General features: G+C 64.7%; 3 protein-coding genes. 1 reads left to right on the top strand and 2 read right to left on the bottom strand.

Going from position 1 to position 4,440, the window contains the following annotated elements:
* Window positions 1–1,111: acetylornithine deacetylase (argE, locus tag EOA27_RS24140; RefSeq protein ID WP_127257426.1), on the bottom strand; the 1,111-nt coding region annotated here is incomplete at its 3' end.
* 221 nt (window positions 1,112–1,332) lie between these two features.
* Between argE and EOA27_RS24135 the strand changes: the two genes are divergently transcribed.
* A complete protein-coding gene (locus EOA27_RS24135) occupies window positions 1,333–3,402 on the top strand; it encodes an FAD-dependent oxidoreductase (RefSeq protein WP_126081823.1) in 2,070 nt (689 codons plus the stop codon).
* A gap of 12 nt (window positions 3,403–3,414) precedes the next feature.
* On the opposite strand, the gene EOA27_RS24130 is transcribed toward EOA27_RS24135, so the two are convergent.
* Window positions 3,415–4,440: aminopeptidase (locus EOA27_RS24130; RefSeq protein WP_245491149.1), on the bottom strand; the 1,026-nt coding region annotated here is incomplete at its 5' end.

The raw sequence follows: 4,440 nt of genomic DNA, 5'->3' as shown, positions 1-4,440 counted from the left end.
CGTCGCAGCGCCGCAATTGCTCGACGCTGACATATTCGTCCGGCTTGTGTCCTTGCGCCATCGAGCCCGGACCGCAGACGACGGAAGGCGTGCCGAGATCGCGGCTGAACAATCCGCCTTCCGTGCCGAAGGCGACCTTCATGGTGTCGTTGGCGCCGGTCAGCGATTTTACGAACGCGACCGCTTCCGAAGCTGCCGGCGTGTCGAGGCCCGGATAGGTGTTGGTGATCTCGATGTCGATTGCCGCTTCGGGGGCGATCGAAGCGGCATCCGCGGCAATGCGTGCGGCCGCACTGCGCAGCCTGTCGAGGATGCCCGTGGCATCGTCGGCGGCGACGTTGCGAATCTCAAAATCGACCACGCAGAGGTTGGGGACGATGTTGAGCGCCACGCCGGCATTGATCTTGCCGACATGCACCGTCGTGTAGGGAATGTCGTAGTCGCCGTCGCGCGCGCCGTCGCGGGCAAGCCGGTCCTGTTCCTCGCGCAAGGCGCGCACGAAATCGCAGCCGAGATGGATGGCGTTGAGCGCCAGCGGAGCAAGAGCCGAATGGCCTTCGCGTCCCCTGCAGACGGCGCGCGCCGCGAGCTTGCCCTTGTGCCCCGTGGCCACCTGCATGTTGGTCGGCTCGCCGATAATACAGAGCAGCGGGCGTTGCGGTGCGGCGCTCAGCATGTCGATCAGGTCGCGCACGCCGAGGCAGCCGACCTCCTCGTCATAGGAGAGCGCCAGATGCAAGGGCGTGCGCAGCGGCATCTTCGCTGCCTTGAGGCAGGCCGCGAGCGCTGAGGCGACGAAGCCCTTCATGTCCGCGGCGCCGCGCCCGTAGAGCCTGCCGTCGCGTTCGGTCATGGAGAATGGCGGCAGCGTCCAGTTCTGGCCGTCGACAGGAACGACGTCGGTATGGCCAGACAGCATGATGCCGGGCCTGTCGGACGGGCCGATGGTGGCAAAGAGGTTGGCTTTGTGGCCGTCGGCGCTGTGGATGAGCTGGCTGGCTATGCCGCTCGTTTCGAGCAAGTCAGCCACATAACTGACGAGGTCGAGGTTCGACTCGCGGCTCACTGTCGGGAAGGCTATCAGCCGTTCGAGGATATCGATGCTGCCCATGTGCCTTGTCCCGTTGCCGCAACCGGCTGTCTACATCGGGCGATGACCGCCCTGAAGTCGCATTTGGCTCAGCTTCGATTCATTGCAGCCTAATCCCGGCGACGCGAGATTAGGCATGTCCTAACCCGCGCAGAAGAATTCCGTAGTTTTCCCGCGCCGGCGCCAACTTATGAGTAGTCTCCGGAGCATCGGCAGCGCCAGCCGACGAGAAGGGAAGTACCATGCGCGACCCACGCTACGACATTCTGTTCGAGCCGATGAAGATCGGTCCGGTGACCGCCAAGAACCGCTTCTACCAGGTTCCGCACTGCAATGGCGGCGGCTATCGCGATCCGTCGGCCGCGGCCGAGATGCGCCGCATGAAGTCCGAAGGCGGATGGGGCGTCATCTTCACCGAACAGACGGAGATGCACCACACCTCGGAGATCACGCCCTTCATCGAGCTCCGCCTGTGGGACGACGCCGACATTCCGGCTTTGGCCAAGATGGCGAAAGCCATGCACGAATATGGCGCGCTGGCCGGCATCCAGCTCGCCTATTCCGGCATCAATGGCCCCAACCTCTACACCAAGGAGGTTCCGCGCGGGCCGTCGGCTTTGCCGATCCGCACCTTCACCAACGATCCGGTGCAGGCGCGCGCCATGGACAAGCAGGATATACGCGACCTGCGCCGCTGGCACCGCAACGCTTTCAAGCGCGCCAGGCAGGCGGGTTTCGACCTTGTGTGCCTCTACGGCGCGCATGGTTTCGGCATCATCCAGCATTTCCTGTCCACCGCCACCAACCAGCGCAGCGACGAATATGGCGGCTCGCTGGAGAACCGTTCGCGGCTGATGCGCGAGCTGATCGAGGAAGGGCGGGACGCGATCGGCGATACCTGCGGCCTGACGCTCAGGCTGTCGCTGGACGAGATGATCGGCGAGCTTGGCTTCGCCAATTCCGAAGTCCGCGACATGATCGAGATGCATGCCGAGCTGCCTGATCTCTGGGACCTCGCCCACGGCGCCTGGGAGGATTGCTCGGGACCCTCGCGCTTCAAGGAAGAGGCAGCGCAGGAGAGCCTCGTCTCCGGCATCAAGAAACTGACCTCGAAGCCGGTCGTCGGCGTCGGCCGCTTCACCTCGCCGGATGTGATGGTGAGGATGATCAAGTCCGGCACGCTCGACTTCATCGGCTGCGCCCGCCCGTCGATCGCCGATCCCTTCCTGCCGAAGAAGGTCGAGGAGGGCCGCATCGAGGACATACGCGAATGCATCGGCTGCAACATCTGCATCACCGGAGACATGACCATGTCCATCTCGCGCTGCACGCAGAATCCGACCTTCATGGAGGAATGGCGCAAGGGCTGGCATCCGGAGCGCATGCAGGCCAAGGGTGACAGCGACAGCGTGCTGATCGTCGGCGCTGGGCCCGCCGGGCTGGAGGCCGCCCGCGCGCTCGGCCTGCGCGGCTATCAGGTGGCCTTGGCGGAAGCGGGCACCGAACTCGGCGGGCGCGTGGCGCGCGAGTGCCTGCTGCCGGGCCTGTCCGCCTGGGGCAGGGTGCGCGACTATCGCCAATACCAGATCAGCCAGATGCCCAATGTCGACATCTATTTTCAGAGCCGGCTGTCGGCGGACGACCTCCTGTCCTTCGGCTTCCAGAATGTCGCCATCGCCACCGGGTCGACCTGGCGGCGCGACGGCGTGGCACGCGCGCATGTCGTGCCGATGCCGATCGACGCCGCCATGCCGGTCTACACGCCGGACGATCTGATGGACGGCAAGGTGCCGGCCGGCAATGTCGTGCTGTTCGACGACGACCACTATTATATGGGCGGAGTTCTTGCCGAACTGATGGCGCGGCGGGGCGCCAAGGTGACCCTGGTGACGCCATCGGCCTATGTGTCGGACTGGACCCGCAACACGCTGGAGCAGGGCGCCATCCACCGCCGCCTGGCGGAGCTGGGTGTCGATATCGTCCTCAACCGGACCGTCACGAGCATCGTGTCGGGCGGCGTCATCACGGCCTGCGTCTATACCGGAGCGCGGCAGGAGCTGGCGGCCGATGCCGTCGTTCTGGTCACGTCGCGCAATCAGGACGACACCGTCTGGCGCGAACTGAAAGCCCGGGAAAACGAATGGGCCGACAACGGCATACGTTCGATCAAGGTCATCGGCGATGCCGAGGCGCCGGGGCCGATCGCCTGGGCTACCTATGCCGGCCACCGCTTCGCCCGGGAACTGGACGAGGCCGATATCGGCGATGCCTTGCCCTTCCGGCGTGAGGTGACGGCGCTGGCGGAGAATTAACGCCGGCTCAGCTCAATCACACGTCGTCGCGGCCTTGAGCGCTTCGGCACGAGAGGGCGCGGGCAAGGCGCCTATACGTCGAACAGAGGCGTAGAATCTCGGATAGTTGCCGGAGCACAAGTCGAACAGGCGAAGGAAGGCCGGGACCTGTTCGCCGTAGACGGCAGTGGCGGCGAACTTCGCGTTGTTGATCGGGCTGTCGAACCAGGCGTCATATCCGCGGTATCCAGCCCAGCGCTTGTCGCGCATCTGCCGGTAGCGCATCCGCAGCCTGTCGATCGCGGCTGCCTTGGCGGCCGCCATCTGCTCCGGGCCGCGGGGACTTCCATAGACCTGTTTCAGCTCGTCCCGGGTCTTCGAGATCAATCCGAGGAAATCCGCCTTGCGCTTGCGATCGGCTTCGTAGCTGCGCAATCCGGCGCGATTGCCGGTGGCGCGCAGCCATTTCCTCGTGCCGGTGGTTTCGACGGAAACCGCGAAGGCCTCGTTGAACGCGGAGTCGCCGTTCACATAGACTTTCTGGTGCGCCAGCTCATGGAAGACAAGGCTGGCGAGATAGGTGTCGTTCTGGCGCAGCATGGTGCTGAGCAGCGGGTCGCTGAACCAGCCCAGCGTGGAATAGGCCGTGATACCCGTCACATAGACGTCCAGCCCCCGCCGCTGCAGCGCGGCGGCATTTTCGAGCGCGTCCTTGCGCGAAAAGTAGCCCTTGTAGGGAACGCAGCCGAACACCGGAAAGCACCATGTTACCGGCGCGAGCGAGAATTGCGGCGCGGCAAAGACCGCCAAGGTCACATCGTTGCGGCCGACATCGACATAGCTGCGGTAGCTGCTGTTGTCGGGCAGCGCCAGTTCTTCCGTGGCAAAGCGGCGGATGGCGGTGGCCGATGTCAGCTTGGCGCGCAGCGCCTTGGGCGTAGAGGGATCGCGGATCAGTTTTCCAACATTTTTCCGCGCGGCCATGATCTCGACATGGCCCTCCAGCGACTGCGCGTAGTAGGAAATGCTGGTGCAGCCGGTCACACCGGACGCCATGAT

Source organism: Mesorhizobium sp. M2A.F.Ca.ET.037.01.1.1 (assembly GCF_003998075.1).
In the GTDB taxonomy this organism is placed as follows: Bacteria; Pseudomonadota; Alphaproteobacteria; order Rhizobiales; family Rhizobiaceae; genus Mesorhizobium.
The sequence above is the reverse complement of the archived record's forward strand: the minus strand, read 5'-3'. Positions and strand labels throughout refer to the sequence as shown.